Source organism: Aminobacter aminovorans, from assembly GCF_900445235.1.
Taxonomy (GTDB): Bacteria; Pseudomonadota; Alphaproteobacteria; order Rhizobiales; family Rhizobiaceae; genus Aminobacter; species Aminobacter aminovorans.
On record NZ_UFSM01000001.1, the window covers coordinates 2,656,898 to 2,682,317 of the forward strand.

Genomic DNA, 25,420 nt, shown 5'->3' on the forward strand with positions numbered 1-25,420 from the left:
ATGACCACAGCAGGACATAACTCAGGCGATGTCAGTGACAAGGACCGGAAGGTTCTGTTCTTCATCAACCGCAAGAATTACCTCGAGGCGCAGGCCGCGCAGAAGGCCGCCAACGCCCGCATGAAGCAGGTCGGCAAGGTCATCAAAGCCGATCTCGGCGAGTATGGCCTCGATCAGATCAAGACCTACGAAAAGGCCCAGACGCCAGAAGGACAAGCCAAGCTCAAGGCCAAGCAGGAAGCCGAGCGCCATGCCATGGCTTTCGCGGGCGTCCCGATCAACACCCAGCTCGACATCTTCACCGACCGTGCGCCCCTGACTGAGCGCGCATATCGCGACGGCGAGGAATCCGGCCTTCGCGGTGACAGCCTGTCCAATCCCTACAACGAAGGCTCGGCCGAAGGGCAGGAATATGCCCGCGGCTGGCACGACGGGCAGGGCGCTCTCTTCGCCGGCATTAAGAAGAAGGAAGAGGAGGCATCAGGCGACGAGCTTATCCAGGCTGGCGATGATGACGGCGACCCCTTCGCCGACGACGACCACCGCGAAGCAGCGGAGTAGGGCCGACCATGGAGCCCCACGAAATCACGCCATTGCGTCGCCGGCTCGCCGCAGTCTGCCTGTGGGGCTGCGCTACCTCCGCTGCCTATGCCTTCGTGCTGTTCATGACGGTGGTGAAATGACGGTCGTTGCCTCCAACTATGCCCGCAAGGAAAACGACCTCTACCAGACGGAGCCATGGGCTACGGAAGCGCTCATTCGCCAATTCCCGGTTCGCGGGATGACGGTGTGGGAGCCGGCGGCAGGCAACCATCTCATGGCCGATGTTCTCCGCGACCACGGTGCTTCAGTGTGCACGTCGGATATCGCTGTCTATGATCGGCCGCACAATGCCATCTTCGATTTTCTCCTCGATCGCCCGCATGATGAACCGTCGATCCAGGCCATCATCACGAATCCGCCCTACGGCAAGAGCAACCGGGACGCTGTGAAGTTTGCCCGGTTGGCGCTGGAGCGGTGCGACGGCCTCGTTGCCCTGCTTCTCACGGCCAAATTCGATTTCGGCAAAACCCGCACCGATCTGTTCCGCGACAATCCAAGGTTCTGGGCAAAGATCGCGCTCGTCGACAGGATCCAGTGGTTCCCCGGCGATAGCTCAGGGACGGAAGATCACGCTTGGTACGTATGGGGCCCGAAGGGCGCGGTCTACTCGCCCCGCATCATCTGGGAAGGCCGTGAGCTTTTCGGGGAGGCTGCATGAACGCGCTCGCCCGCCAAAGCACCGTCTCTGATCTGATCGACGAGTACGACCAGAAGCGCGCGGCCATGGAAAGCGAGGTTGCCTCATTCGAGGCTGCGTATCTCAAGCTTGAAATGGCGGCCTGCATCCAGGGCAAGTTCGTCGCGCCGGTCTCGCGGAATCGCCCCCACATCAGCGCCGAGGAGCTGAAGCGAAATCTGTGCAAGTCCGGTTGGAAAGCGATCTATGACCGTCTCCAAATCGATCGGATCGCCAGCGCCAAGGACCGGAAGCTCTTCGAGCGCACCGTCGAGAGCCCGCCGGAGCTGACGTTCGACAACGCGAAGGCAACCTTCGGCGACTATCTGGAGCGGCCCCGCCACCACATTCTGCGCGGCCTGGCGGAGGTGTTTGCAGACCTGGACCCGGCTTACAAATCCCATTCCAAGGTCAAAATCGGCGTGAAGGGTCTGCCTAAGCGGGTAATCCTGTCGAGCTTCGGCAGTTTCTACGGCAACTACGGACGCGACAAGTTCCGCGACATCGTGAACGCGCTTGCTGCCTATCGCGGCCAGCCTTTGATGGAATACTCCGAATTCAGCGCCATCGATGTTGCTCACCGGAATGGCGAAGACGCAATTCTGGATGGCCGCGTTTACGCTGGCGAACCAAGATATGGGAAGGTCGAGGAACACCAGACATTTGACCGCGGCCTTTGGATTCGCAAATTCTCCAATGGCAATGCGCATGTGTTCTTTGGGCCGGAAACGCTGCTCGACATCAACAAGGCACTGGCCGAGTTCTACGGCGAGGTGCTGCCGGATGCTGAAGAAGAGGACGCCAAGCCCAAGACGGGGACAGCGGTCTCGAAAGACCTGCAGTTCTACTGGTCGCCAGCGGATGTGATCGAGAGGGCGCTGGAATTAGCCGGGCTCTACAATCTCCGCGATTGGAACCACAACCCGCCAGAGCCGTCTCGTGTTTTGGAGCCGTCATGCGGTGATGGCCGGATCATGGATGCTGTTCGCAAGCGCGGGCATCATGTCTTCGGCATCGAGTATCACGCCGGGCGCGCTGCCGAGGCGCGGGCCAAAGGCCATAACGTCCTGTCAGCCAACTTCCTCGAATGCCCACCAAAGCCCGATTTCGATTTCGTGGTGATGAACCCGCCGTTCTATGGCCGGCACTACGTCAAGCATGTCCGCCACGCGCTGAAGTTCCTGAAGCCTGGCGGCCAACTCGTTTCGATACTGCCGGCGACGGCTCACTATGATCATGACGAGTTGCAGGGCGAATGGCGAGACTTGCCTGTCGGCAGCTTCGCCGAGGCCGGAACGAACGTCCCCACGGGGCTGTTGAAAATCCGGAGGCCGGCATGACGCAAGTGCAATGGGCTGGCCCGCTGTTCTATCCGCCTGTCGGCATGATCGCTGTCATGGACAGCGGCTCGCGGATTGAGGTTTGGCCAGACGAGTCCGAGTCGAAAGACTGCTTTACAGGCGTGATGTTGCTCGAAGGCCGGACAGATGATCAGCGCGCCGTTTTCGATACATCATGCATGTGGGGCCGCTGCTTCATCGATCACATCGAAGAGCCGACGGAAGCCGACTTGCGGCTCTGCGGTTTGCTGCGAGAGGAGACCGTTCCGTGCTGATCCTTGGCCTCGACATCGCAACGACGACTGGCTTCGCCTGGTATGAACCGGGTTCGCCTCTCGCATCCATCAAGACGGGCCTCATCAAGGCCGTCGGCGACAATGCCGAGGAGAAGGCGGCATCACTCGCTCAGCAGCTCGTCGCGATGTTCAAGGCCGGTCGGCCAGACTTCGTGTCGATCGAACAGCCCATGCGCAACGTCGTCTCGTTCAAGAAGACCAGACAGACGCTGGCCGGGCCCGTCGACGAGCAAACCATCAATCCTAACGCGCTGCAGCTCGAAGGGCTGGTGTGTGCCGCTGTGGCAATCATCGCTGCCTATCGCATCCCATGGGAGACGATCCCATCGGCGACTTGGCGCAAGCATTTCCTCGGCATGGGCCGCTCACCCGGGTTCGACCGAGCGGCATGGAAGCGCGCCGCGGTCGACCGGTGCCGGGCCTTCAAGATCGATGTGAAGAACGCGGACGCCGCCGAGGCTGTTGGCATCGCCATAGCCGGCGAGGCCTGCCAGCGGTTCAAGATGATGCGGCAGGGAGTGGCGGCGTGAAGCGGCGTTTAGACCAGCAGAATTCCGGATTCCTTGCAGAACGCCTCAAAGGCGTCTCTGGCATGGTCAGTCGGCATGGAACCGGTGAGGGCGCCATCCAGCGCGTTGCGCGCCAGATACCAGAACGGGCTGCGCGCGTTTTTCGGCCATTCCTCAAGGAACTCAAGCGCTTCGGAAACCGACTTCACCTCACGGAGGGAGAAGCCGGGGCCGTTGATCAGTATGGACGGAGCGATGTTCATCGCAATCAACGCGCTGAAAAGGGGCTGGTTGCATGAACGCGCACCCTGGCGACTTCAACATTGATCTCCCCAACAACGTCGAGGCCGAGCAATCCCTGCTTGGCTCGATCTTCGTCAGCAATGACGCTTTCCATGCCGTGTCGGCCTTCCTGACCTCAGCCCACTTCTTCGAGCCAATCCACCGGGAGATATTCGATCTCATCGCGAAGATGATCGGAGCAGGCAAGGCCGCAACGCCGATCACGATCAAGCCGTTCCTGCCGGCCGACCGGACCATCGGGGGTATGTCCTTGATGCAGTACATGGCCAAGCTGATGTCGGAGACCGTCGGCGCCTACCACGCCAAGGCGCACGGGCTGGCGATCGTGGAGGCATACGAACGGCGGCAACTGGTCTCCATTGCTCACGACATGGTCGACGCCGCTTTCCAGGCGGGCCCGGAACAGTCGGGCGTGGCCATTGCTGGCGACTTCGAGGGCAAGTTGGCAGAACTCCGGGCCGAGAGCCCGAAGGAAGAGGGACCCGGCACAGCCAAGGCCGTGGCCATGCGGCTCAAGGAGCGCTCGACCAAGAACGAGAAGATCCCATCGATCCCGCTGCCGCTCGAGCAAATCAGGGAAGTGCTCGGCGCTGATCTAGAAGTGGGCAACCTCTATGGGCTCTTGTCGTCATCGGGCGAGGGCAAGACCAGCCTGGCACTTCAGATCGTCCATTACGCGGCCATGCGTGGCCACCCGGTGCTGTTCCTGTCCTATGACCAGTCGCCGGAACAGTGCATCGACCAGATCGCCGGACAGATGACGGGCATCGAGGGTGTGAGGATCAAACGCCGGGCCCTGACTGAGAAGGAATGGGACCGCTACTACAACGCGCTCGACATGCTGTCCGAGCTGCCGATCGTCATCCAGAAGTGCCACCGCGAAGGCATCGGCCAGATTGGCAACCACGCGCGCCGGTTCGCAAAGCGATACGCCCGTGACGGTGGTGTTCCCCTGGTCCTGCTCGATCACGTCCGCAAGGTCGCCCCGCGCGATCCCAAAGCGCACGAGGGCCGCATCGCTTCCGAGGTCAACGGCTCGTGCAAGGCATTTGCCGGCGAACTCGAGTGTGTCTGGCTAAACCTCAACCAGCGCAACAGCGCCGGCATGAAGAGAGAGAACCCCCGGCCAATCTCATCCGACATGTTCGGCGGCGAGCAGGCCAAGGAGGATTACGACGCGATCCTCTACCTCTACCGGCCCGACAAATACAAAGAGGACCAGGTCCGCATCGCCAAGGACAGCAAGGAAGCGGCCAAGATCGACGAGCGGTTCGTCGGCTGGGAAGGCAAGGCAGAGATCGGCGCGTTGAAGGTCCGCTTCGGAGATCCGACCCAGCGCCGCAAGCTCGGCTTCGAGAAAGAGTTCACTCGCTACGCGTCCCTTCGCGAGGAAGCCCCGGCCCAACTTTTCGACGAGGGCTTCTGATGAGCAACCGAGACGGCCTGAAATGCCCGGTCTGCAAGTCGCACCTGCTGCTCGTGATCGACAGCCGGCCGAGGCGCGACACGATCATCCGGCGGCGCAAGTGCCACAAGTGCGCGGCCTTGTTCACCACCATAGAGGTCATCAGCGACATCAAGGGCCAGCCCATCAAGGAGACGGCATGAGCGGCGAATTCCTCCCCGACTATTCGCAGATGCCATGGAACGGGCGCTATCGGCCGCTGTTCAAGCTCTTCGCCTCCGAGCGCTGGCGGTATGTCCGCAAAGATGGTGCGCCGGTGGAATGCGACACGGCCAGCCAGGCCATAGAGGCGGCTAAGGCGTGTGTTCGACGCATCCTCAATCCGACGATTCATGCCGAGCGCGCCGAACTCGCCAAAGACGTCCTCGGCGTCGCCGCATGGCATGAACAACGCGCCGCCCGCGCGGCTCAGGATCAGGAGGCTGTGCTCGGAGCGATCGTCGTCAAGGGCCGGCAGGTCAAGGTCGAGCGGAGGCGCGCTTGATCGACCCGCGCGTCCAAAGCCTATGCGACGAGTTCGAGGTTCGGATTGTGCCAAAGTCGGCATATCCGGGGCCGGGCGAGACGCGCGCCGTCGGAACGCTGCAGAAGATCATCAGCCGCCAAGGCATGGAGCATGCGCGTCTGGTCATGACGACGCTGGCCGAGACGGAGAACAACAAGGCGTCACTGGATCAAGCCGCGTTCGGCGCCGCATCAGGTCTCATTCGTGCCCGGCCCGCAGACGTCGAGGATGCTTCCAAGTGGCTGGCGGTCTGGGACGCGACACCGGTAGGCGAGTTGCAGTGGATCAGCCAGGATCTCCGCGGCGTGTTCCCATTGAACGCCGTGCTTGCTGGCATGATCTACGAGCGTGTGTGGCGGGCGTTCGGGCCGCGATCCATCCAACCCGATCTTCTCGATGACAGGCGGCGGACATGAACATCGGTGACATTGCACAGACCTTCATCCGGGCGGCCGAGATCGATCGGAACATGCGCGAGCATGTCGGTCCAGCGGCGCTTCGGGCGCAGCAACTGCCCTACGTCCACACCCAGGCCGACAAGAACGGCTGGCGCAAGGAGCCGGGGCGCAGGGTTGTCGACAAGAAAGGCCGGCTCATTCGTGGTGACTGGCTGGTAGAAGGTGAAGACCCGCTCGCTGACGAGCGCAAAGCCTTCTGGGAGCGCGTTGGGCTAATGCCCACCTCCGAGGAGCTTTCCGCCATGGAAGTGGTGTTCGACTGGCTGACAGGGCTGGACGACGATTGCGAGCGTCGCGCACTCTTGGCATGGGCTAGGGCAAAGGCCGGCGGCAAGTCTTTCCGTCGATGGTGCTTCAAGGTCGAAGACATCCATCCAGAGACCGGCAGAAGGCGCAAGGACCGGGCATTGCAGCGCATTTCCGACCATCTGGCCGGGAAACGCGATTTGCATGACGAAAACCGCGAAATCCGGGTGTTGTCATGCGGCCATGAAATCAGTGATGTTTCAGATACGATCACGGAAGATGCGGGCGAACGAGACCAGTTGAATTCCTGGCTGGCCGATGGCGCCTTCGCACCCTTCGTTGAGGACACTCCAGCATCCGCTTTCTCATGGGCGGCCAAGCGGAACGAATTGAGACGCCAGCGTGAGACGCGGCGGCGGAAAGAGGCGTAGGTGGTCTGGCCAGATCTGCCCCTATATGTCTGGATCGTGTTCGGGGTCTGTCTTCTGGGTGGGCCTGCTTCGCTTGTCTTGCTGGTAAATGCCATTGGATTGGTCGGTATGCTTTTCGAGCGTCCGCTTCCCAAGCAACGGATCGCCGACCTTCTGATTGAATTACCCGGGACCGTTTTGCGGATCGCCTTGATTACCTGGGCAGGATTGGCCGCGACATTCGCTTTCGGGCTTTGCATCGCCGCTGTGGCCAGCTGGGTATTTTAGAGTGCCGAGCCCGGGATCGGTCCTGAGGGATCAAAGGGCACCTTCAAGACTTGGATTTACGCCAGCCTGCCGAGCGAGCTTCGCTTTCTGAGCAGAACCATCGCTCACCGAACTCAGGTCGGATGATCGTCTCGTCGTAGTATTCTTGGCCGGGCACGTGAAATATGCGCTCGCCAGTGTCTATGCTGACGTTGCCCTTGATGTCGCAGTTGCGAGCTACCTTGCTGCCTGCAGACGTGGTTGCGAAGCTCGGTATGGAAATTTCATCAATGAAGTACCCCAAGCCGGCAGAGCCCAGGAGGGCTGCAGCAAACGGTACGCTGAACTGATGTCGCGAGCGTCTCATAGACGCATCGTAGCGGGCTCCGCTGTCGGATTGGCAAACGTGGGCTGAGCAATTTTAACGATCGAACAAGTCAGGGTGGAGCAGCCCGGTAGCTCGCTTGGCTCATAACCAAGTGGACGCAGGTTCAAATCCTGCCCCTGCAACCAGATCAGGACAGGCGATGCGTTGGAAACCCATCAAGAAGCTAACCGACGTCGAAGTCGACCTAGCTTGGCATCGCCGGCTCATGGTCTGGAACGATTGTCAGGGGCCGTATCACCTGACCGACGCCGCCGCCAACGGCTATTTCGATGCCGATACTGTTCGCAGTGACGGCATGTGGACGAAGTTCCTGATCCTACCGGACGCCGGGTGAACGCAGCGCTAAGCGATCAACCGCTGACGATCTGCACGACCAAGGCGATCCCGGCGAAGACCGCCGCGGCCACGGTTGCCCACGCGGCAATTGAGGCCAGGAAGAACTCCTGCTTGCCAAGCTCGTGCTTGGTGATGACCGGAACACCATCCCAATGGAGCGCTTTCGTTTCACGGTGAAAGCCGAGCATGTCGAACCCATCAAGGGGTAGCGGCTCAACCCCCGGAGGCCACGGCTTCCCGTCTCGACTCATACGCTGTTGTGCCATTCGCCCCTCCCGGTGAGGCGGGCATCCTCCCACCACTCTCGACACCTGTCGAGATGAGCCTCCGCCTGTAATATCGGTGCGTCTAAGGCGTTACGTTCGCCTGTAGCCACGCGGCAGCGTTCTCATTCGTCTTGTAGAGTGCCCAGTCCGCGCCAGGTTTGAGTTCGACGACTATTAGCCCGTCATCAGAATCCATCTGGGCTCTGAGCAGATCTCGGATCGTTCCGGCGGGCCCTGTGAGGGTGCCTAACCATAGAGACTTGAGAGGAGAGATGCATTTCCAGCCCCTCAGTATCTTGATCAGGCCGTCGTAGTTTCGCACCTTTCGAAGGTCGTAGCTGATCATGTATGCCGGCACTGTCCCCTCCCATCTAAAATAGATGAAAAGTAGAGCAGGTTAGATGGCAGTCGGCAAGAAGACAGGCGGGCGATCCAAAGGCACCCCAAACAAGGCCACAGCTCGTCGCGAAAAGGAAATCGCCAAGGGTGGCGATACCCCTCTCGACTACATGCTGAAGGTGATGCGCAACCCCAAGGCCGATGCTTCCAGGCGCGATGATATGGCCAAGGCAGCGGCGCCCTATGTGCATCCCAAGCTCGCATCCATGCAGCACACCGGCCGCAACGGCGGACCGATCCAGACGGTCGACCTCACGAAACTGAGTGGTGATGAACTCGATCAGCTCGAAAGCATTTTCGGCCCGCTTGCCGGACCCGGCGACGATGATGCGCCAGATCAGGCAGGAGAGGGCGCGTAGAGCAGCAGAGGCTGAACGAGAGCGTGTTGCACGCGATGCCGAGCGCATCAGGGCGAGGTGCCAGACGCTCTCTGGGTTCATTCGTGAGGCATGGCATGTGGTCGAGCCGAACTCGACCTTTGTCCATGGCTGGCACCTTGACGCGATATCCGACCACCTCGAGGCGGTCACGTCCGGCCAGATCAACCGTCTGCTGATCAATGTGCCGCCTGGCACTATGAAGTCGCTGCTGACGTCGGTGCTGTGGCCGGCGTGGGAATGGGGGCCAGTTGGAAGGCCATCGCTCCGGTATCTGACCACCAGCTACGCGGAGAAGTACGTCAAGCGCGACAGTCGCCGCATGCGCGACCTGGTGCAGTCGGAGTGGTATCGGGCGCTGTGGCCCGAGGTGGAACTGGTCAGGGCGGGCGAGGCATCTTTCGCCAACACCAAGACCGGCAATCGTGAAGGTGTCCCCTTTGCCAGTCTCACCGGCGGCCGCGGCGATCGCGTTATCATCGATGACCCGCATTCGACCGAGACGGCCGAGAGCGAGGCGGAACGGACAAATACTAGCCGCATCTTCCGAGAGTCGGTTCCGACCCGCCTGAACGATCCGATCCGTTCGGCGATCATCGTCATCATGCAGCGACTGCACGAGGACGATGTCTCGGGCCAGATCATGAAGCTCGGGCTTGGGTATGAGCACCTGATGCTCCCCATGGAGTTCGAGCCGGATCGCAAGTGCTTCACCTCGATAGGGTTCGAGGATCCGCGAAAGGAAGACGGCGAGCTTCTGTTCCCTGAGCGCTTCCCCCGAGAGGTGGTGGAGCGCGACAAGGTGCCGATGGGCTCCTATGCGGTTGCTGGTCAGTTCCAGCAGCGGCCAGCGCCTCGTTCGGGCGGCATGTTTCAGCGGGGCGATTTCGAGATCGTCGATGCTGTGCCGGCCGGCGCTATCCGATGCCGGGCATGGGACTTCGCAGCGACACAACAGAAGGCTGGCAAGCAGCCTGACTGGACCGTTGGGCTTCGCATGGCCTGGGCGAGTGGCATCTTCTACGTCGAGGACGTCAAGCGCGATCGCTGGTCGCCCAACGACGTAGAGAAGAACCTGAAGAACACGGCCAGCCAAGACGGCTTGGATGTCCGTATCAGGATGCCAGAAGACCCAGGCGCTGCTGGTAAGGCGGACGCTGCAACCAAGGTCAAGCTGCTGGCCGGCTACAACGTGGGTGTGGTCAGGCCGACTGGCGAGAAGGCGGTGCGGGCCAAGCCAGCATCAGCCCAGGCCGAAGCTGGAAACGTGAAGCTCATCCGCGGGCCGTGGAATGAAGCGTTCCTTGACGAGGTGTGCTCGTTCCCCAACGCACAATTCGATGACCAGTTGGACGCCTTTGCCGACGCTCTGAATGAGCTGGCGTTGGGCTCAACCTTCACTCTCGACAATATTTAAGGGATGGGGCTCAGCCATAACTAAGCCCCGTGCCTTCAATCGACATGCTCGGGCATGTCTTTGAGCTGATCTTCCGTCCAGGTCGTGACGGCATGAACTACGCCATCCTCGTCACGCATGAATTGGAGTTGGCTGACAGGAACCGCCACCTGCTTGGCACCGATGCCAAGGAAACCGCCAACATCAATGACTACCTGAGCGGTGCTCCCAGAGCCGTGAAGATGTGACACAAATCCGATGTCCTCATCGTCGGGCCCAAAGATAGTGGCGCCTTCCAGCATATCGGGCGTGAGCTCAGCTTCGGTGAGGCGAACGTGAGTGCTGTGATCCATTGCTGGTCTCCTCTGGGGTTGGACATCCCCAACACCTGAAACAGCTGTCCGTTCCGAAGGAAGCCAGGCCGATGACAAATGTGATCGCGATGTTCCGCGACAGCCTGACCAATCTCGTGTCGCGCCTCGGCACGGACAGGGACAAGGCGGCGAGCAGCTTCTACTCGATGCCCGTCCTGTCGGACGCCGAGTTGCTGAACGCTTATCGCGGCGCTTGGCTGCCCCGCAAGATCGTCGACATTCCCGCCTTTGACAGTGTCCGGGCATGGCGTGACTGGCAGGCTGATGGGACCAAGATCGAGGACATCGAGGCCGAAGAGAAGCGCCTCAACGTCCGCGGCAAGGTGCTCGAGGCGAGGACCAAGGCCCGTCTGTGGGGTGGTGCTGCCATTCACATCGGCACCGGTGATCAGGAACTGGCCAAGCCGCTGGACGTCGAGCGGATCGGCAAGGGTGGCATCAAGCACCTGACCGTGCTGACCCGCCGCCAACTGTCTGCCGGCGAGATCGAGCGCGATCCGGGTTCGGAATGGTACGGCAAACCCAAGGACTACAAGCTGACGGCCGGCGACAAGGTTCAGGTGGACATTCACCCTTCGCGCCTGGTCATCTTCGCCGGCAACCCTCAGCCTGACGTCGAATTGGTCGGAAGCAGTGAACTGGTATGGGGCGACAGCGTGCTGCTCGCTGTCATGGAGGCGATTAAGCAGGCGGATGGAACCGCGGCGAACATTGCCAGCCTGATCTTCGAAGCCAAGATCGACATTATCCGCATTCCGAACTTCATGGCCTCGCTCGGAGACGAGGGCTACAAGCGCAAGATCATCGAGCGCTACACCCTGGCCAACACCTCCAAGGGCATCAACGGTACGCTGATGCTCGACAAGGAGGAGGAGTACGAGAGCAAGTCGGCCTCATTCGCCACGCTCCCAGACGTGCTGGACCGGTTCCTGCAGATCGTCTCGGGTGCGGCTGACATCCCGGCGACCCGCCTGCTTGGCCAGGCGCCGGCAGGGATGAACGCTACCGGCGAGAGCGATCTTCGCAATTATTATGATCGCCTTTCGGCCATGCAGTCGCTGGAAATGACCCCAGCGATGTACCGCATGGACGAAGCGATTATTCGCTCGGCCCTCGGCTCACGGCCGGATGAGGTCCATTACGACTGGGCACCGCTCTGGGGCATGTCGGAGAAGGAAAAGGCCGACGTCTTCAAGACCAAGGCCGATGCTGCCCGCGCAATTGCCGGTAGCAGTGGCCAGCAGCCGCTTATGCCGATCGATGCGCTGTCTGATGCGTTGGTCAACACCTTCGTCGAGGACGGGTCACTGCCAGGCCTTGAAGCGGCGATTGAGGAGTATGGCAAGCTCGCCGAGCAGGAACCGGACGAAGACGAGCAGGCAGCGGCGGCAACGCCCCAGAAGCCGGCAGCAAAGCAGGCTGCGAACGATGCCTTGCCTCGGACGCTCTATGTCCGTCGCGATGTGGTGAACGCCGCAGAGATCAAGGCGTGGGCTGAAGCGCAGGGCATCACGGATATCGTGCCCGACCTGCACGTCACTATCGTCTACTCGCGCACGCCCATCGACTGGATCAAGGCGGGCAACGCCTTTGAGTGGGGCCCGGAGCGTGATGGTTCAATGCTGATTCCCAAGGGTGGCCCCCGCGTGGTGGAGCCGCTCGGAAACATGACTGCTGTGCTGATGTTCGCTTCGTCGCAACTGTGCTGGCGGCACGAGGAAATCGTGCGGGCTGGTGCGTCACACGATTTCGAGGACTACCAGCCGCACATCGGCCTGACCAAGGCACCGGTCGACCTCACCACGATCGAGCCATATCGCGGCAAGATCGTGCTGGGGCCGGAAGTGTTCGAGGAAGTGGCTAAGGCAACTTAGCCCTAGGCTTGTTGGCGGCGGCCCTCTTGAAACAGGCCGACAATGACGTCGAAAGGCTCTTCGACGGCGAACTGCCAAGAAGCACTATTCGAATTTGTGCCGGTGGTAACAACGTGTGTGTAGGCGCCAAAGTCCTGAAGCGTCACGATCTGTTCGGTGTTCACGGCAATTCGTGAGTTGGTGCTGCTGCCGCGCAAAGTGAGCGTAATTAGAGCCATACCAAAGTTTCCCCTTATGCTTGCCGTGCATAGCACGCTGGCATGGTGCCAGAAAGATCGTCCATGCAATTCACAGACGCTGTAACCGTCGCGGGAACGCGGCGGACCGGAGACGGCTACCTTATCGCTGAGGCGAGGGCGGTGCGCACTGGCATCCAGCTTTACGCTGGCCACGAGGTCGGCAAGCCCGACGTTGCCAGGGTGCGGGTCTATCGGGCCGCCGATCAGGTCTTCGCCCAGGACAGCCTGCAGTCGTTCAGCCATGCGCCGATCACCATTGATCACCCTGACCAGGAAGTGACGGCGGATAACTGGAAGGAACTGTCGGTCGGCGAGGTTAGCACCGCGGCCAAGCAGGACGGGCAGTGGGTCATGCTCCCACTGATCCTCAAGGACGCAGCAGCCATCACCGCCATGGTGAGTGGCAAGCGCGAACTGTCCGCCGGCTACAACTGCGAATTGGACTGGACGCCCGGCATGACAGCCGATGGCGAGCCCTACGACGCGCAGCAGCGCTCCATCAAGATCAACCATCTCGCGCTCGTCGATCGCGCTCGGGCTGGTTCACAAGCTCGCATCGGTGATGCGGGGAACTGGGGCGCCGCCCCGATTTCAACCACTGACAAGGAGACTGTCACCATGAGTGACGCACTTCGTACTGTGGTCGTGGACGGACTATCGGTGCAGACCACCGATCAGGGCGCCCAGGCCATCACCAAGCTGCTGGCCGATCTTGCATCGTCCGCAGCGAAGTTCACCGACGCCCAGAACGACCATGCCAAGGCTATCGCGGCCAAGGATGCCGATCTGGCCAAAAAGGATGCTGAGATCGATGGCCTCAAGGCCAAGATCCTCTCCGATGCCGACCTCGACAAGAAGGTGGCGGCCCGAGCTGACCTGATCAGCAAGGCCAAGGCGATCGCCAAGGACGTCAAGACCGACGGCCTGTCGGATGCTGCCATCCGCCGTGCCGCAGTCGTCGCCAAGCTCGGTGACGCTGCCGTGGCCGACAAGGCCGACGCCTACATCGACGCCCGCTTTGACATCCTGGTCGAGGACGCGGGCAAGAACCCGTCCGACCCGTTCCGCACGGTTGTCCAGTCCGGCATTCAGCCGGTCAATGACGCCGGCAGTTCGGCAACCGCTCACAAGGCCATGACCGACCATCTTACGTCGGCCTGGCAGAACCCGACGAAGGGAGCAGCCTAATGCCTGCGGTCCAGACTAACTACGCAGCCCAGCACGCCCGCTGGGTCGAGGGCATGGTCCTCAACATGGAGCCGTCCGTAGTCGTCACCCGCGTTGCGGAAGACGTTGAGGGCATCGGCTTCGGCAAAGTCGGCGTTCAGGGCACTGCCGACAATCAGGTCGTGGACTCCGAAGCTACGGCCAAGTTCACCGGCATCGCTGTTCTCGACAGCACCCAGCCGACGGGCAAGTACGAGCAGTTCTCGAATGTCGCCATGATGAAGAAGGGCGTCATCGTGGCTCAGGCCTCGGTCGCTGTCGCTGTCGGCGATCCCGTCTATTACGTTCCGGCAACCGGTGTTCTCACGAACTCGGCCTCCGGCAACACCCTCATCGCAGGCGCACAGTGGGACACCAGCACTTCGGGTGCTGCCCTCGCTGCTCTGCGCCTCGGCTAACCAGGAGCGATCTCAATGAACGCACACATCATGCAGGACGCTCAGCAGGTCGCGATGAGCTTCCTTATCCGTCAGGCTACGTTGATCGAGCCGACGGTCTACGCGATCAAGTATCAGGACATCCAATACCCGTCCCTGATCCCGGTCGACACCTCCGCGCCCGAGTGGATCCAGTCCGTCACCTATTTCTCGATGGATTCGGTCGGCCAGGCGCAGTGGTTCAACGGCAACGCCCACGACGTCCCGAAGGTCGAGCTGACCCGCGAGAAGTTCGAAACCGGTGTCTCCATGGCCGCGATCGGCTACGGCTACAATATCGAGGAGCTTGGCACCGCCCAGCTGCTCGGCATGAACCTGTCCAACGATAAGGCATCGGCCGCCCGCCGCATTGCGGAGGAAAAGATCGACCTTGTCGCCTTCGTTGGCGATGCAGCCAAGGGCTTCACCGGTCTGGTGAATGCCTCGACGCCGACCGCCACCACGGCGCCGGCAGACGGCACCGGTTCCGCAACGACGTTCGCGTCGAAGACGCCCGACCAGATCCTCCGCGACATCAACGGCCAGCTGACCGGCATCTTCACCGGTACGCTCGGTGCGGAACTCGCGGACACGCTGCTGCTGCCGTATTCGGTGCTGCTGGACATCTCGACACGCCGCATCGACGCCGTGAACCAGACCACGATCCTGGAATGGGTGAAGCGTAACAACATCTACACGCTCACCACCGGCCAGGAACTGACCATTCGTGGTGTCTTCGGTTACCTCGACACGGCCGGTGCCGGCAGCACCAAGCGCATGGTGGCCTACCGCCGTTCGCCCGAGGTGCTGAAGTTCCACATGCCGATGCCGTTCCGGTTCCTGCCGGCTTGGCAGACTGGGCCGATCAAGTTCGACGTGCCGGGCATCTTCCGCCTCGGTGGCGTCGACATTCGCCGGCCCAAGGCTGTCCGCTATCTCGACGGCATTTAAGGAGGGACCGATGAAGGTCACCAACACACAGCAGGGGCCGCGCGGCATCAATGCCGTCGGCGGCGCCGTTCTGATCGAGCCGGGTCAGTCTGTCGATGTCGAGGTCAGCGAGGCTGAACTGAAGGTTGCTGAGGCGACTGGCTGGTTCAGCTTCGAAGGCAAGGCCAAGACGGTCGCAAAGGCCAAGGCTGTTGCAACGAGCGACGATTCCGCCCCGAAGACCGCAGGCGAGGTTCTCGCCATGGTCGACGGCAACTTCATGGCCTTCAAGTCGGCTGCGTCCAAGCTGCTCGGCGACAAGACGCCGTCGAAGAAGGACGAGATCGTCGCCGCGCTCGAGGAACTGGCAACCCAGCCCTGACCATCAACCGGCCCGGCAGTTTCGCTGCCGGGTCCTTCTTTCCATGTGAGGAACTATGGCTGGCTACGGAACGAATGAGGGCTTCACCGCCTACGCCACCGCCGCCGGCTACACCGTGCCCGCTGGTGATATTGGCGCGGCCCGCCAGCGCGGGAGCACCTATGTCGACGGCACATATGGCGCTCGCTTCTCAGGCCTTCCCACCGGAGGTGTTGAGCAGGAAAGGGCATGGCCTCGCACCGGTGCCACTGCCTACGGAAGTGCGCTCGCCAGCGACATCATTCCGGTTCGGGTAGTGAACGCCTCGTATGAGGCCGCATTGCTCGAATTGCAGTCGCCCGGCTCTCTCTCCGCTGTTGTGTCCGGTTCATCGCTGGTCAAGCGTGAGAAGGTCGAGGGCGCGGTAGAGGTCGAATACGCCGTCTCGGACAAGACAGACCTCGCCGTCGCTGCCCGGCCACTGGTGTCCGTCATCGACGGGATGCTTGCCCCGCTGCTGACCGTGGCACTGCCCGGCATTCTGGTGGTGTGATGGCTGCGTTCGACTATGGCCGCATGCAGGGCACGGCAACCCGGCTGATGGAGCGGTTCAAGCAGGGCACGGTCCAACTGAAGCGCGTCACCCTCGGCACGCCGCCTAACGAATGGACGCCAGCGCCTGAGACGGTTGAGACTTGGCCATTATCGGCCACAGCCGAACGGCTGCACCAGCGCTATGAGAACGGCGTCCTGATCGTAGAAACCGGCGACATGGTGACGTTTTCGGTGCCCGAGGTTGAGCCGCAGATCACTGACAGGCTCGTCATTGATGGCGCTGAGCGCGTCATCACCAACCTGACGCCGATACCGCCGGCAGGAACTGTCGTGGCGTTCAAGGCTTGGTGTGCGGCCTAGTCGGCTTTCAGGAATACCGTCAATTCCTTGGGTGACGGTTGGGTGGCAAGATCGGAAATAGATAGTTCGACGGCTACGATTGTCCCTGTAAAGGTGACCTTACTGCTGAAGGTCCGGTGCCTAGAAATTCTGACCCGGTCACCGATCACTATTTCAGATCGCTCTATATCTTCCGCGCTGTGAATGAGCTTTCCAGTGGACTGGTCGACAAATTGAGCCCGCATGTTCCCTCATATCCGAGACGCCGCCTGTGCTAAAACGCCTATCACCTCGTGAGAGGCTGGAACAGCTTGTCGCGGACCTCACGCCCGTCTTGCGCGCCGCCTTCATGGAGACAATCGACGACATCAGGTCGAACATCGTCCTGCGCCGCATCGTGGAGCGTCTGGAGCGCGGTGACGTCAACGGCGCCATCGCGGCCATGCATCTCGAAGAAGCAGCTTTCCGTCCCCTCGATGAGGCTATCAGGCAGGCTTTCAACGGTGGTGGTGTTGCCACCATCGAGCAGATGCCGACGCTGCGTGATCCGAACGGCCATCAGATCGTCATCCGGTGGGATGCGCGGAACCTGGCCGCGGAGGAATGGCTGCGCGAGCACAGTGCTACGCTGGTCCGCAACGTCATCGCCGACCAGCAAGCCGCTATCCGTGCGGTGCTGTCAGAAGGGCTTGCCCGAGGCGACAACCCGACCCGGAGCGCGCTGAACATCGTGGGGCGGGTCAACCGGGTCACAGGCAGGCGCGAGGGCGGCATCCTCGGCCTTACGGCTCAGCAGGCCGCCTATGTCGACAGCGCTCGCCAGGAGCTGCTCTCTGGCGATCCTGTGGCCATGCGCAACTATCTGGAGCGCGCCCGTCGGGATAAGCGCTTCGACCGCAGCATTCTCAAGGCGCTGAAGGACGGCAAGCCACTGCCGGCTGATGCCGTGGCCCGGATCGTTGGCAGGTACTCGGATGGGCTGTTGAAGCTCAGGGCCGACACCATCGCGCTGCATGAGACCTTTTCGGCCTTGGGCGCATCCAGGGACATCGCGTTCCGCCAGCAGATCGAGGCAGGCAGGGTGCAGGCGCAGCACATCACCAAGACATGGCGACATACGCCACAGGAACATCCCAGGGCGCAGCACGTTGTCATGCATGGCCAGGTTGTCCCGTTCGATCAGCCGTTTATCGCCCCAGACGGGACGACGATTCGCTATCCGCATGCTCCCGGTACGCCATCGCGCCATACCATCGGCTGCAAGTGCTTCGCCGAGTACAAGATCGATTTCGTTGCCCAGTTGGTGCGCTGATGGCCAGTTTCGCTGCGACGGTCGGTCAGTGGGCCCAGAAGGTCGAAGGTGCGCTTGAGGCGGTGTTCAAGGAAGCCGCCCAGGAGTTGGTGTCGCAACTGAATCAACTCGTACCTGTCGGCGAGACGGGGTTCTTGCGCTCCTCGCTGATGGTCTCGACAACGGCTATGCCGACGCTGACCCGAGCCAATCCAGGCATGTCAGTGCCGGCCGACCTCGGGGATATCCTTCTGGTGATCAATAGCGCGGATCTCGGGGACACCATCTATCTCGGCTACACCGCCAACTACGCCGCTTTCGTGCATTTCGGTGCGCAGGGCAGGACACCCCGGCCTTGGGTGACGATGGTCGCTCAACGGTGGGAAATGATCGTCGCCGAGAAGGCTGGCGAAGTGAAGCGCCGGCTGGGGCTGTAGTTTCGACGGGCGCGGGGATCAAAAGTCGATTGTTTCGACCATCAGTTTGGACTCAGCGAGCTCCTTCGAGATTTCCGGATCGCCCGTTCCCATTGCACAATAGGTGACCAGTACGACATCGCGACCGTTCGACAGGTACCACATCGCCATGGTCTCACCATGCTCGAACGAAACGCATCCCACCTTGTCAATGTCACCATCGCTCACAGTATGCGAACCGAAATCGCGCGCGAGGCCTTCGCAATGTTTGCCCATCATGTCTTGCAGATCCGCCAGGCTGACATGCGGATGCTTGCCGCCGCTATAGCGGGCGACTGAAAACTGGAGAGCTCCAACGCCGGTTGGGCGCACCAGCGTTGGCGGCGAGCCGGCTGGAAGATCACCAGTTGCATCGACCCAACCGGCGGCAAGATCAAACAGCAATCCATAGAATTGAACGCGCATGATGGTCCGTGGGCGAGCTTAACAATGTGATGCAATGGCGAGTAACTGCGATAGCATAAGGTTAAATCTATGCCCACCGTCGAAACAGCGATCTGGCTCGCACTGAAGGCGAGGGCGCAGGGGCTTGTCCTGTCGCCAGTGCTCCCGGTGGCTTGGCCGAATGAGAGCTTCATCAAGCCGACGGGTGGGTATCTGCGCGTCACGCATATCCCGAACGTGAACCGCCGGTTGTTCCTAGGCTCAACCGATCCTCACCAGCGCCTCGGGCTTCTGCAGATCGACGTCTTCGGCAAGAAGAACGAGAATGCTGCGGTTGCGGTCGAGATTGCCGGTAAGGTGGCCGAGCACTTTGCGTGCGGCACCGACATGTGGCGCGACGGGCTCCGGGTGAGCGTCGCCAAGGCTCCCGACGTGGGCCAGCCGATCGACGGTGACACCCACATTCAGGTGCCCGTCACCATCGCCTACGAGTGCTTTGCATAGCCATTCCCGGCCATCCGGGTTCATCAAGGCGGCTTTCGGGCCGCCTTTTTCATGCCAGCCATTGAAAAGGAGAAACCCCGATGGCGAACACGAACAAGGGCCGCAAGTTCTATATTGCGGTGACATCGCCCGGCGGCTCGATTCCCGCACCACAGTCGGCGCCGCTTAATAAGAGCCAGTTTGAAGCTTTGAACTGGACGGAAGTCGGCAATGCTGGGTCTATCGGCGAAAGCGGCACGCAGACCAATCTGCCGAGCTACGACGAACTCGCGACTGAGGTCACGCAGAAGCAGAAGGGCATTTCGAATGCCGGCGACCCTCCTGTCGAGGTGGCCCGCAATCCGACCGATCTAGGTCAGATTGCCATGCGCGCCGCGGGCAAGACCAAGTTCCAATATGCCTTCAAGACCGAGGACAATGACGCCCCCGACGCCAACAGCACGAACTCGATCTATTATAATCGCGGCGTCGTGACTGGCCCGACCCGTCCCAACGGCCGCAACGAGGACTTCATCCTCGAGATCTACACCCTGGGGCTCAACCAGCTCGAAATCGTCGTCGACCCCGAAGCGCTAGTCGTGGCGACGAATGTGGGGCTTCCCACCATCACGGGTGCAAGCCTGGCGCAGGCTGCCGTGCTCACCGCCCATGAGGGGATGTGGACCGGCAACCCGACCAGCTTCACCTATCAGTGGCAGGCGGACACGTCGGGCAATGGCACCTTCGTCAACATCGGCTCCGCCACGGGCAAGACCTACACGCTGGCTGCGGGGCAGTCCGGCGATGCCGTGCGCGTGGGTGTCGTTGCCGTCAATCCGGCCGGAGCATCTGCGGTGGCCTACTCGCTGCCTGTCGGCCTCGTCGGCGCCTAAGCCTTTCTGCGCAGAACGGGCCGCTCTTGCTGTCGGGGCAAGGCGGCCCACCTCGACATCCCGATTTCCGACAAGGTGAAACATGGACATTCTGGCAATTCAGCCGTCGACCATCACTGTTGACATCAAACACCCGGCCACCGGTGCGCCGATCGGCCTGAAGGTTGAGTGCGTCAGCCTGGAAGACGACCGGGTCAAGCAGGTGGAGCGCTCCATCAAGAACCGCGCGCTCCGTGGCGGCCGCAACACGGTCACCGCCGAGAAAATCGAGGACAACACGGTTGAGATCCTGACGGCGGCTGTCGTCGGTTGGAATTGGGCTGACGGGCTGACCTTGGGCGATCTCAAGAACCCGCCGCTGTCCAAGATCAACGTCGGCAAGCTGCTCGCAGCGGGCTGGATCGCCAAGCAGATCGACCAGGCGCTCGGAGACGAAGCCGCTTTTTTCTCGAACTCGGGCCAATCCTCGCCGATCACATAGCCCAGCACGTCCGGCTCAACACCCCAGACGAGAATGGCGAGACGCGCCGGCAGCGGAATGAACGGTTCGGTCTGCCGGCGGTTGATCCAGATACGGTCAATCCAGACTTCGAGTATCTGCTCGAATGGTTCTGGGACATCAGCGCAGGCCGATCCCATGGTTTCAGCGGGCCGAACCCCCTCTCCATGACCGAGATTGCCAACTGGTCGACGCTCACGGGCACTGTAGTCAGGCGGGAGGAACTATCGATCCTGCGCGCCATGGATGGGGCGTTCATGTCGGCCATCGCCAAAGAGCAGGCCGAGGTGACCGAGCGACAAAAGTCCGGCGCTTAGTGCCTCAGTCGCTGTTGATTGGCTTAAACGGGTCAATAGCCTGTCCTTCGGGCTCCCAGTGTATATGAACACGGGCGATACCTTCAGGCGCGCCTTTGTAAGGAGCGCATTGCTCGATTGCCTTTGACGCGCCGATAACAACGGCTTTGCCTTCCTCACCTTCCGGCTTGAAACTGACAACCGCGATGTCTTTGACGCCGCCGCTTGCATCAAAAAGCACATCAAAAGTCATGTCAGGCAGTTCGGTCAGCCCTGCCGGCATGTTCCAACATCTCTCCGCCTGTTCACCAAGCTCGTCAGGCGTCATCGCCAATGCTGGCGACGCCAATAGCATCGAAAACACTATCGCAAGTTTCCGCATCTCAGTCCCTCCAAAGGGCCGGGACGATACTGCGCGTCGGGATAGGAGGTAAAGATGGATGTCGCTGCTCTCGGCTTGGCCGTAGACTCCAGTCAGGTGGACAAAGGCACGATTGCCCTTAATCACCTTACGAACTCCGCGAAACGCGCTGAGGCAGCAGCCTCTGGCATGGCTTCTGGTGCGGCTACAGCCAAGGCCGCATCTGCCTCCATGGCCGTTGCAGCCGGCGCAGCAGCGAAGTCGATGGGACTCTGGACGGACAAGGCAGGCAAGCTTCGCAACACTCTCGGGCAGTTTGCCACGGCTGAGGAGCGCGCACAGGCAGCAGCTCTTGCCACGGCAGGGGCGCTGGATGCGCAATCGGCCGCGGCCCTGAGGGCTGCCAGTGCTGCCGGGAAGTTCAATGCCGCCGCAAACGACAATGTTGCCATGGTGGGCAGGTTCAACACCGCCAATATCGCCGCGCAGTTCCAGGACATTGCCGTGTCCGCACAGATGGGCATGGGAGCGCTGCAGATAGGTCTGCAGCAAGGCACCCAGCTTGCCGCGGTGATTTCCTCCATGGAGAACCCGGTTCGCGGGTTAGGAGCCGCGTTCCTGTCGGTGCTTTCGCCCGTCAGTCTCCTTGTGATCGGCCTTACCACCTTGGTCGCCGCTGGCCTTCAATTCATCGATTGGACGAAGGTCGGTGCCGGGCTGCTGCGTGGGCTGGCTGATGGGCTTGACCTGATCGCGCCCTATGCCCTGACTGCTGCTGCCGCTCTGACGCTGATGTTCGCACCAGCTATCCTTTCTGGTGCGGCCGCGTTGACCACTGCTGTGGTCGGCCTTGGGTTGGCTGCGATGCGCGCTGCCGCATCCTTCACTATCGCGTGGCTTGCTGCGCTAGGCCCCGCAGGTTGGTTCTTCCTTGCCCTTGGTGCCGCCAGCCTGGCCATCTACGCGTTCCGTGACGATCTCGCGGAAATCCTCGGCTTCGACATCGTCGATAAGGCCAAGGCCGGTGCGAATGCCATCACCGGTGTGCTCGTCGGGGCGTTCAAGGCCGCAGATGTCGTGTGGTCAAAGTTCCCGGATGTGATGGGAGAGGTCGGCCAACTAGCCATGCACAAGTTCATGGAGCAGGTGCGTTGGGGCCTGCGCCAGCTTGTTGTTGAGGTCAACGTCGCGCTGAAGCAGATTAGTGAGAACTTAGGCGTTGCCTTGCCCAACCTCGGCAGCCCGAACAAGCTCTTCCCGCCCCAGAAGGCTCCAGCCGTGTCGGACCGGGGGAATGCTGCCATGGACGCGGCCTTGGAGGCGTATAAGAGCGCCCAAGGCGTCGATTACATTGGCGAATTCGGCGGCGCCATTTCCCGTGGTGCCTCGGCGGCCTCGGACAAGCTCCGCGAACTGGCCGGCAGTCTCGGTGAGGTCGAGGACAAGACCAAGAAGAGCAAGAGCGAAACCGAGCGCCTGGCCGAGCGCTACAACGACATCCTGCTTGGTGCTGAGGGTTTCATCGCCTCCCAGATGGCGGAGAAGGATGCGCTGCTGCTGACCGAAGAGGCAGCAAACGCGCTTCGCTATGAGCAGGATCTGCTGAATGAGGCGATGCAGGCCGGTATCACGATCGATGCTGCCAAGGCCGCCGAGTTGAAGTCGTATGCCGCAGCCATGGCCGGCGCCGAAGCCGAGACCAGTCGGCTACGCGATACGCTTGATTTCGCCCAGGACGTGTCGCGTGGGTTCTTCGAAGACTTTGCGGGCGGGTTGCGCCGAGGCGAGGGACTGTGGAAGTCGTTCGCTGATGCCGCGGTGAACGCTCTCGACAAGGTCGCTTCCAAACTGCTCGACAGTGGGCTCGACATGCTGTTCGGCGGTGGGTCCACCGGTGGCTACGGTATCTTGGGGTCAATCCTCGGGCTTGGTGGCGGCGGCTCCGATCCGTGGGCTGGCCTCCGAGGCTATGCCGACGGCACGGCCTCTGCGCGGGCAGGTGTGGCGATGGTGGGCGAGCGCGGCCCGGAACTGGTGAGGTTCCGCGGCGGCGAACGGGTTGTTCCGAACCACATGCTTGGACGAGGGGCCAACAACAACCAGCCTGTCGCTGCCAACTTTAACTTCGCACCAGTGGTTAGCATTCAAGGAGGTGGCAGTGACACTTCAGAGGAAGTCACCAAGGCATTGAAACACTTTGCCGACAAGGATTTCACGCCGCGTGTCGTCAAGGCCCTACGCGAGATTAAGACGAGGGGGTTGGCATGATCGACTTGCCAATCGTCCCCTATGTGAAGGGGCTTCCTCAGATCGTCCGGTCAACGTCGGTTGGCCGATCTGGTCAGCGGGCGATGGCATTCGTCGAGTTTGCTGACCCGTTCTGGCGGGTTGAGGTCGAGACGGGGCCGCTGGCGGCTGAAAAGGTGGCCTTAGTTCAGGCCTTCCTGGATGAGGCAGGGGCGGGCACCAAGACCGTCCTGTTCGCGCCGAAGTATCTCAAGGTGCCTCAGGCCTACGTCGGCGACGAGGCCAATGCCGCCTTGAGCAATACGGGCTCACTGGTGTCAGTCACCGACGGCTTCATTGTCGCCATCGGCAGTGTCACCAATGGTTTGGACCTTCGCCGCGGTGATCTCATCAGCCTGAAGAGCGGCGACTATCGATCGCTCCATCGGGTCATGGTCGGGGCTGTTGCATCCGCAGGCGCTATCAGCCTGACCGTTGAGCCCGCAGTGCCGGGATACATCGTGCCAGGCGCCGAGGTGAGGTTCCGCGACCTCGAGCTCAACATGCGCATGATGCCGGGCTCCGGCTCGATGCCTGATGACTATCTGCCGGCCGCATCCTTCACGCTGGTCGAGGTGCCGAAATGATGCCAGCAAGCTAGGATACGGTGACCAGCGACTCTTCGGCCAATTCGCAAACCTCATCAATGGTAGTTGCGAAAGCTGAGGAACCAAGCTCATCCGACACTTGTCTCGCTACCTGGCGGAGGTTAGCGGCCAACTCCTCCAGCTTCTGAGGAGGGTTGTCATGGAGCAATGCAAGCTCCCCCAACAGAACCGCACACACGGTCTCCAGCGCGGCTTGTTCTGCGCTGCTTTTGTCGGTGATGGCTCTCCTGCGCAACGACATCAGAAATAGATGGCGCACCGATCCACTTTGTCCATTTCGGCGGAGAAAAGTTGATGGCATTTCCAACACGCCTGCAGCAGGTGCTGGACGAGGGGCGGGCGGTGATCCGCTCGCTGATGAAAATCGAATGCGGCACTGGCACCTATGGCTTCTGGAACGGCAACGCCGACCTGGTGTGGAGTGGCCTGACATATTGGCCGTCGACGCTGATAGATGTGTCCGAGCCGGTCTACGGCGTTGGCACCGCAGCCGCCACCTTTACGGTTTCGTTGACCGCCAAGCGCGATTTCGGGCTTGAGCCGGACAAGCTGCTGCTGATCGAAAACGAGGATTACAAAGGTCGACCGGTCACGGTCTATGACGCCTATTTCGATCCCGACACGCGGGCGCTGCTGCATGTTGAACCGATGGTCTACGGCTTCTGCGACACCGTCGACCACGTTACCGACGGTGGCGAGGTCAAGATTGTCGCAAACGTCATCGACGGCAGGCTCGACAATCACCGGGATGGCTATCGCTCTGCCAGCCACGAAGACCAGCAGCTGGTTTCACCAGGCGACAAGTTTTTCGAGTTCGCCAGCCGCTTGAAGTCCGAATACTTCGACATCAAGCTCTGAAGGCATTCCCATCATGCTGAAACTGACACGTCTCCCTGACTGGGAGCGCCGCCTTGCGCATGTCGTCGAGCAGCACCTGGACAAGCTTGGCGAATGGGGTGTGGCTGATTGCCTGCTAACAGTCTCTGATGCTGTCGAGGCGGTCACCGGCGTCGATCCCGCGGCGAAGATCCGCGGTGCTTACTCGAGCGAGCTCGGCGCCGCAAAGCTGATGCGCCGGCGCAAGTGCGCCGATGTCGAGGCGGTGCTCGCCAAGCTGTTCCCGCCTGTCGGCCGGCTGATGGCGCAGCGTGGCGATGTTGGCGTGGTCGAGCGCGACGGCGTGCTGGCCGCCGGCTTCGTCACCGAACGCGGCCTGGCTGTGAAGGTCGAGACCGGGCTCGCCTTCTATCCCCAGACTGAAATCAAATCCGCTTTCAAGGTCGGCTGA

39 protein-coding genes are annotated in these 25,420 nt (G+C 61.3%); 30 read left to right on the top strand and 9 right to left on the bottom strand.

Annotated elements, in window-relative coordinates:
- From DY201_RS12995 to DY201_RS13015, 5 genes are all read left to right on the top strand, one after another.
- Positions 1-561: a hypothetical protein gene (locus DY201_RS12995; protein ID WP_115731557.1), complete on the top strand. Its 561-nt coding sequence runs from the start codon at positions 1-3 to the stop codon at positions 559-561.
- A 118-nt stretch (positions 562-679) separates the two neighbouring features.
- Entirely contained in the window at positions 680-1,261 is a 582-nt protein-coding gene (locus DY201_RS13000) for a hypothetical protein (RefSeq protein ID WP_115731558.1), read from the top strand.
- Entirely contained in the window at positions 1,258-2,619 is a 1,362-nt protein-coding gene (locus tag DY201_RS13005) for a class I SAM-dependent methyltransferase (RefSeq protein WP_115731559.1), read from the top strand. Before DY201_RS13000 ends, DY201_RS13005 begins: the two co-directional genes overlap by 4 nt.
- Positions 2,616-2,894 (top strand): hypothetical protein, encoded by a 279-nt coding sequence (locus DY201_RS13010; RefSeq protein ID WP_115731560.1) that lies wholly within the window; start codon positions 2,616-2,618, stop codon positions 2,892-2,894. Before DY201_RS13005 ends, DY201_RS13010 begins: the two co-directional genes overlap by 4 nt.
- The gene (locus DY201_RS13015) at positions 2,888-3,445 is read left to right on the top strand and encodes a hypothetical protein (protein ID WP_115731561.1); all 558 of its coding nucleotides are present in this window, start codon (positions 2,888-2,890) and stop codon (positions 3,443-3,445) included. The genes DY201_RS13010 and DY201_RS13015 overlap by 7 nt, the downstream gene beginning before the upstream one ends.
- An 8-nt stretch (positions 3,446-3,453) precedes the next feature.
- Here DY201_RS13015 and DY201_RS13020 read toward each other — a convergent pair whose 3' ends face one another.
- A complete protein-coding gene (locus tag DY201_RS13020; protein WP_115731562.1) occupies positions 3,454-3,687 on the bottom strand; it encodes a DUF982 domain-containing protein in 234 nt (77 codons plus the stop codon).
- Between the two features lie 32 nt (positions 3,688-3,719).
- Between DY201_RS13020 and DY201_RS13025 the strand changes: the two genes are divergently transcribed.
- The 5 genes from DY201_RS13025 to DY201_RS13045 are packed head-to-tail and all read left to right on the top strand — an operon-like array spanning position 3,720 to position 6,832.
- Positions 3,720-5,153: a replicative DNA helicase gene (locus DY201_RS13025; RefSeq protein ID WP_115731563.1), complete on the top strand. Its 1,434-nt coding sequence runs from the start codon at positions 3,720-3,722 to the stop codon at positions 5,151-5,153.
- The gene (locus DY201_RS13030; protein ID WP_115731564.1) at positions 5,153-5,335 is read left to right on the top strand and encodes an NrdR family transcriptional regulator; all 183 of its coding nucleotides are present in this window, start codon (positions 5,153-5,155) and stop codon (positions 5,333-5,335) included. The genes DY201_RS13025 and DY201_RS13030 overlap by 1 nt, the downstream gene beginning before the upstream one ends.
- A complete protein-coding gene (locus DY201_RS13035) occupies positions 5,332-5,676 on the top strand; it encodes a hypothetical protein (protein ID WP_115731565.1) in 345 nt (114 codons plus the stop codon). The genes DY201_RS13030 and DY201_RS13035 overlap by 4 nt, the downstream gene beginning before the upstream one ends.
- Positions 5,673-6,113, top strand: coding sequence for a hypothetical protein (locus DY201_RS13040; RefSeq protein ID WP_115731566.1), 441 nt, complete (start codon positions 5,673-5,675; stop codon positions 6,111-6,113). Before DY201_RS13035 ends, DY201_RS13040 begins: the two co-directional genes overlap by 4 nt.
- Positions 6,110-6,832 (top strand): hypothetical protein, encoded by a 723-nt coding sequence (locus DY201_RS13045; protein ID WP_115731567.1) that lies wholly within the window; start codon positions 6,110-6,112, stop codon positions 6,830-6,832. The genes DY201_RS13040 and DY201_RS13045 overlap by 4 nt, the downstream gene beginning before the upstream one ends.
- A gap of 310 nt (positions 6,833-7,142) precedes the next feature.
- On the opposite strand, the gene DY201_RS13050 is transcribed toward DY201_RS13045, so the two are convergent.
- On the bottom strand, positions 7,143-7,445 hold the full coding sequence (locus tag DY201_RS13050; protein ID WP_115731568.1) for a sunset domain-containing protein: 303 nt from the start codon (positions 7,443-7,445) through the stop codon (positions 7,143-7,145).
- 160 nt (positions 7,446-7,605) lie between these two features.
- Here DY201_RS13050 and DY201_RS13060 point away from each other — a divergent pair, with 160 nt between their 5' ends.
- Entirely contained in the window at positions 7,606-7,800 is a 195-nt protein-coding gene (locus DY201_RS13060) for a hypothetical protein (RefSeq protein ID WP_115731569.1), read from the top strand.
- A 16-nt stretch (positions 7,801-7,816) separates the two neighbouring features.
- Here DY201_RS13060 and DY201_RS28735 read toward each other — a convergent pair whose 3' ends face one another.
- Positions 7,817-8,068, bottom strand: a complete 252-nt coding sequence (locus DY201_RS28735) for a hypothetical protein (protein ID WP_131922307.1) — start codon at positions 8,066-8,068, stop codon at positions 7,817-7,819.
- A gap of 82 nt (positions 8,069-8,150) precedes the next feature.
- Positions 8,151-8,414: a hypothetical protein gene (locus DY201_RS13065; protein WP_245431985.1), complete on the bottom strand. Its 264-nt coding sequence runs from the start codon at positions 8,412-8,414 to the stop codon at positions 8,151-8,153.
- A 55-nt stretch (positions 8,415-8,469) separates the two neighbouring features.
- Between DY201_RS13065 and DY201_RS13070 the strand changes: the two genes are divergently transcribed.
- Positions 8,470-8,826 carry a hypothetical protein gene (locus tag DY201_RS13070; protein WP_115731571.1) on the top strand — a complete coding sequence of 119 codons (357 nt, stop codon included), beginning with the start codon at positions 8,470-8,472 and terminating at the stop codon, positions 8,824-8,826.
- The gene (terL, locus tag DY201_RS13075; protein WP_172582928.1) at positions 8,792-10,261 is read left to right on the top strand and encodes a phage terminase large subunit; all 1,470 of its coding nucleotides are present in this window, start codon (positions 8,792-8,794) and stop codon (positions 10,259-10,261) included. The genes DY201_RS13070 and terL overlap by 35 nt, the downstream gene beginning before the upstream one ends.
- A gap of 35 nt (positions 10,262-10,296) precedes the next feature.
- On the opposite strand, the gene DY201_RS13080 is transcribed toward terL, so the two are convergent.
- A complete protein-coding gene (locus DY201_RS13080) occupies positions 10,297-10,593 on the bottom strand; it encodes a PRC-barrel domain-containing protein (protein WP_115731572.1) in 297 nt (98 codons plus the stop codon).
- Between the two features lie 71 nt (positions 10,594-10,664).
- Here DY201_RS13080 and DY201_RS13085 point away from each other — a divergent pair, with 71 nt between their 5' ends.
- Positions 10,665-12,488, top strand: a complete 1,824-nt coding sequence (locus DY201_RS13085) for an anti-CBASS protein Acb1 family protein (protein WP_115731573.1) — start codon at positions 10,665-10,667, stop codon at positions 12,486-12,488.
- A gap of 2 nt (positions 12,489-12,490) precedes the next feature.
- On the opposite strand, the gene DY201_RS28740 is transcribed toward DY201_RS13085, so the two are convergent.
- Entirely contained in the window at positions 12,491-12,706 is a 216-nt protein-coding gene (locus DY201_RS28740) for a hypothetical protein (RefSeq protein ID WP_131922305.1), read from the bottom strand.
- A 63-nt stretch (positions 12,707-12,769) separates the two neighbouring features.
- Between DY201_RS28740 and DY201_RS13090 the strand changes: the two genes are divergently transcribed.
- The 8 genes from DY201_RS13090 to DY201_RS13130 all read left to right on the top strand — a co-directional run bounded on the left by DY201_RS13090 (position 12,770) and on the right by DY201_RS13130 (position 18,283).
- On the top strand, positions 12,770-13,915 hold the full coding sequence (locus DY201_RS13090) for a DUF2213 domain-containing protein (protein WP_115731574.1): 1,146 nt from the start codon (positions 12,770-12,772) through the stop codon (positions 13,913-13,915).
- Complete coding sequence (locus DY201_RS13095) at positions 13,915-14,352, top strand: structural cement protein Gp24 (protein ID WP_115731575.1); 438 nt, start codon at positions 13,915-13,917, stop codon at positions 14,350-14,352. Before DY201_RS13090 ends, DY201_RS13095 begins: the two co-directional genes overlap by 1 nt.
- A 15-nt stretch (positions 14,353-14,367) precedes the next feature.
- Positions 14,368-15,321 carry a DUF2184 domain-containing protein gene (locus tag DY201_RS13100; RefSeq protein WP_115731576.1) on the top strand — a complete coding sequence of 318 codons (954 nt, stop codon included), beginning with the start codon at positions 14,368-14,370 and terminating at the stop codon, positions 15,319-15,321.
- Between the two features lie 10 nt (positions 15,322-15,331).
- Complete coding sequence (locus DY201_RS13105) at positions 15,332-15,682, top strand: hypothetical protein (protein ID WP_115731577.1); 351 nt, start codon at positions 15,332-15,334, stop codon at positions 15,680-15,682.
- A 55-nt stretch (positions 15,683-15,737) separates the two neighbouring features.
- Positions 15,738-16,214 carry a DnaT-like ssDNA-binding protein gene (locus DY201_RS13110; RefSeq protein WP_115731578.1) on the top strand — a complete coding sequence of 159 codons (477 nt, stop codon included), beginning with the start codon at positions 15,738-15,740 and terminating at the stop codon, positions 16,212-16,214.
- The gene (locus tag DY201_RS13115; protein WP_245431986.1) at positions 16,214-16,576 is read left to right on the top strand and encodes a hypothetical protein; all 363 of its coding nucleotides are present in this window, start codon (positions 16,214-16,216) and stop codon (positions 16,574-16,576) included. The genes DY201_RS13110 and DY201_RS13115 overlap by 1 nt, the downstream gene beginning before the upstream one ends.
- A gap of 328 nt (positions 16,577-16,904) precedes the next feature.
- Positions 16,905-17,867, top strand: a complete 963-nt coding sequence (locus DY201_RS13125; protein ID WP_245431987.1) for a head morphogenesis protein — start codon at positions 16,905-16,907, stop codon at positions 17,865-17,867.
- Complete coding sequence (locus tag DY201_RS13130) at positions 17,867-18,283, top strand: HK97 gp10 family phage protein (protein WP_165915884.1); 417 nt, start codon at positions 17,867-17,869, stop codon at positions 18,281-18,283. Before DY201_RS13125 ends, DY201_RS13130 begins: the two co-directional genes overlap by 1 nt.
- Positions 18,284-18,301: 18 nt before the next feature.
- Here DY201_RS13130 and DY201_RS13135 read toward each other — a convergent pair whose 3' ends face one another.
- A complete protein-coding gene (locus tag DY201_RS13135) occupies positions 18,302-18,727 on the bottom strand; it encodes a hypothetical protein (protein ID WP_115731581.1) in 426 nt (141 codons plus the stop codon).
- Between the two features lie 69 nt (positions 18,728-18,796).
- On the opposite strand from DY201_RS13135, the gene DY201_RS13140 reads away from it, so the two are divergent.
- The 4 genes from DY201_RS13140 (at position 18,797) to DY201_RS29840 (ending at position 20,898) form a co-directional block, all read left to right on the top strand.
- Positions 18,797-19,210 (top strand): DUF4128 domain-containing protein, encoded by a 414-nt coding sequence (locus DY201_RS13140; protein WP_115731582.1) that lies wholly within the window; start codon positions 18,797-18,799, stop codon positions 19,208-19,210.
- Positions 19,211-19,290: 80 nt separating this feature from the next.
- The gene (locus tag DY201_RS29235) at positions 19,291-20,082 is read left to right on the top strand and encodes a hypothetical protein (RefSeq protein ID WP_174969006.1); all 792 of its coding nucleotides are present in this window, start codon (positions 19,291-19,293) and stop codon (positions 20,080-20,082) included.
- 82 nt (positions 20,083-20,164) lie between these two features.
- Entirely contained in the window at positions 20,165-20,563 is a 399-nt protein-coding gene (locus tag DY201_RS13150; protein ID WP_115731583.1) for a hypothetical protein, read from the top strand.
- A 71-nt stretch (positions 20,564-20,634) separates the two neighbouring features.
- Positions 20,635-20,898, top strand: a complete 264-nt coding sequence (locus DY201_RS29840; RefSeq protein ID WP_425358759.1) for a phage tail assembly chaperone — start codon at positions 20,635-20,637, stop codon at positions 20,896-20,898.
- A 4-nt stretch (positions 20,899-20,902) separates the two neighbouring features.
- On the opposite strand, the gene DY201_RS13160 is transcribed toward DY201_RS29840, so the two are convergent.
- The gene (locus DY201_RS13160) at positions 20,903-21,259 is read right to left on the bottom strand and encodes a hypothetical protein (RefSeq protein WP_115731585.1); all 357 of its coding nucleotides are present in this window, start codon (positions 21,257-21,259) and stop codon (positions 20,903-20,905) included.
- A 54-nt stretch (positions 21,260-21,313) separates the two neighbouring features.
- On the opposite strand from DY201_RS13160, the gene DY201_RS13165 reads away from it, so the two are divergent.
- A complete protein-coding gene (locus tag DY201_RS13165) occupies positions 21,314-23,506 on the top strand; it encodes a phage tail length tape measure family protein (protein WP_115731586.1) in 2,193 nt (730 codons plus the stop codon).
- 83 nt (positions 23,507-23,589) lie between these two features.
- Entirely contained in the window at positions 23,590-24,111 is a 522-nt protein-coding gene (locus tag DY201_RS13170; protein ID WP_172582929.1) for a hypothetical protein, read from the top strand.
- A gap of 10 nt (positions 24,112-24,121) precedes the next feature.
- Here the strand turns inward: DY201_RS13170 and DY201_RS13175 are convergent, their stop codons facing one another.
- Positions 24,122-24,433, bottom strand: coding sequence for a hypothetical protein (locus DY201_RS13175; RefSeq protein WP_131922303.1), 312 nt, complete (start codon positions 24,431-24,433; stop codon positions 24,122-24,124).
- Between DY201_RS13175 and DY201_RS13180 the strand changes: the two genes are divergently transcribed.
- Together DY201_RS13180 and DY201_RS13185 are read left to right on the top strand one after the other, a co-directional pair.
- Positions 24,427-24,990, top strand: coding sequence for a DUF2163 domain-containing protein (locus DY201_RS13180; RefSeq protein WP_115731589.1), 564 nt, complete (start codon positions 24,427-24,429; stop codon positions 24,988-24,990). The two genes, DY201_RS13175 and DY201_RS13180, sit on opposite strands and share 7 nt — an antisense overlap.
- Before the next feature lie 13 nt (positions 24,991-25,003).
- On the top strand, positions 25,004-25,420 hold the full coding sequence (locus DY201_RS13185) for a DUF6950 family protein (protein WP_115731590.1): 417 nt from the start codon (positions 25,004-25,006) through the stop codon (positions 25,418-25,420).